Annotated in this window: 2 protein-coding genes; one reads left to right on the top strand and one right to left on the bottom strand. The window is 43.7% G+C overall.

The features are described 5' to 3' along the window. Positions 1-89: 89 nt before the first annotated feature. Positions 90-326 (bottom strand): helix-turn-helix domain-containing protein, encoded by a 237-nt coding sequence (locus EHO01S_RS17190; protein WP_024525088.1) that lies wholly within the window; start codon positions 324-326, stop codon positions 90-92. Positions 327-494: 168 nt separating this feature from the next. Between EHO01S_RS17190 and EHO01S_RS17185 the strand changes: the two genes are divergently transcribed. Next, a partial coding sequence (locus EHO01S_RS17185) for a helix-turn-helix domain-containing protein (protein WP_024525087.1) occupies positions 495-972 on the top strand: 478 nt, incomplete at its 3' end.

Raw genomic sequence — 972 nt, 5'->3', positions numbered from 1 at the left:
CGCAGTGGCTCTATTTAGCATCCAACGAAGCCCTTGAACCGTTCCAGGCAAACCGGGTAGTCCAAGTAACTCATTTGCAGAATAGAACATCATGCAACCTTACTGGCATAACGACTTGGCCAGATTTCCTCAGGTTCAACACCGATAGCATCAGCGATAATGCGTTCATATTTAGGGCATGAGCGATACAGCGCATTCTTTAAAGAATCTTTTTTTAGACCAGCCCTGATCGACAACTCTCGCAACGTAACACCTTTTGTATGAACTGCTGCCACGATGTATTCGCGGTGCCAGTCCTGATTGATCACTTCATTTCTATGCATCATTCAGCTATCCTCGAATGTTATCCGCGCGGATAACACCTGCGTGTTATCCCTACGGATAGAAGTATTGATCCATGAATAGAAAATTACAAGCTTTCTTTTCTACTTTTAGGTCAAAAGAAAGCAACTTGCATAAAACGTAATTAAATCAACATGATAATGAAAAAGAAAATGAGTAACAAAACTGACGATGGGCTTTCTTTTGGTAATGATAGAAAAGAAAGCATCCAGGATAGGATCAGGCAGCTTGTGGGAGAGAGGAGTCTACGCAAGGTAACGGAGGCTTGGGGCTTGCCATACTCTACGATTAATAACTACTTCGAGAAAGGTACAACGCCAGGTCTAAACGTAGTGGCAAAAATAGCAAGAATAGAAAACGTCTCGTTAGAGTGGCTAGTCTATGGAGAGATCAACTCACATCCTATTCACAACACATGTTCAGCGATTCCAGCTTCTTCTGCTCCTACGACTGAATCAGGAACAGTTGCGGGCACCGATATCATTAGCGAAATGCTGCGAAGGGCTGAGCCATGTGATAGGGAACGCTTGATTAATACACTTTGTAGCATAGGTGTTAAAGGTGTACTACAACAGCTTCAAGTGCAGCCAGAGGATACGGAAGAAGCTATCAGGGCGCTTCCCATTAGGG

Source organism: Edwardsiella hoshinae NBRC 105699 = ATCC 33379 (assembly GCF_000474215.1).
Classification (GTDB): domain Bacteria; phylum Pseudomonadota; class Gammaproteobacteria; order Enterobacterales; family Enterobacteriaceae; genus Edwardsiella; species Edwardsiella hoshinae.
Note: the sequence above shows the minus strand (reverse complement) of the source record. Positions and strands in the feature narration are given on the sequence as shown.

Coding starts and splice junctions, on each gene's coding strand:
- EHO01S_RS17190 (WP_024525088.1), bottom strand. CDS start 326: ATGATGCATAGAAATGAAGTGATCAATCAGGACTGGCACCGCGAATAC.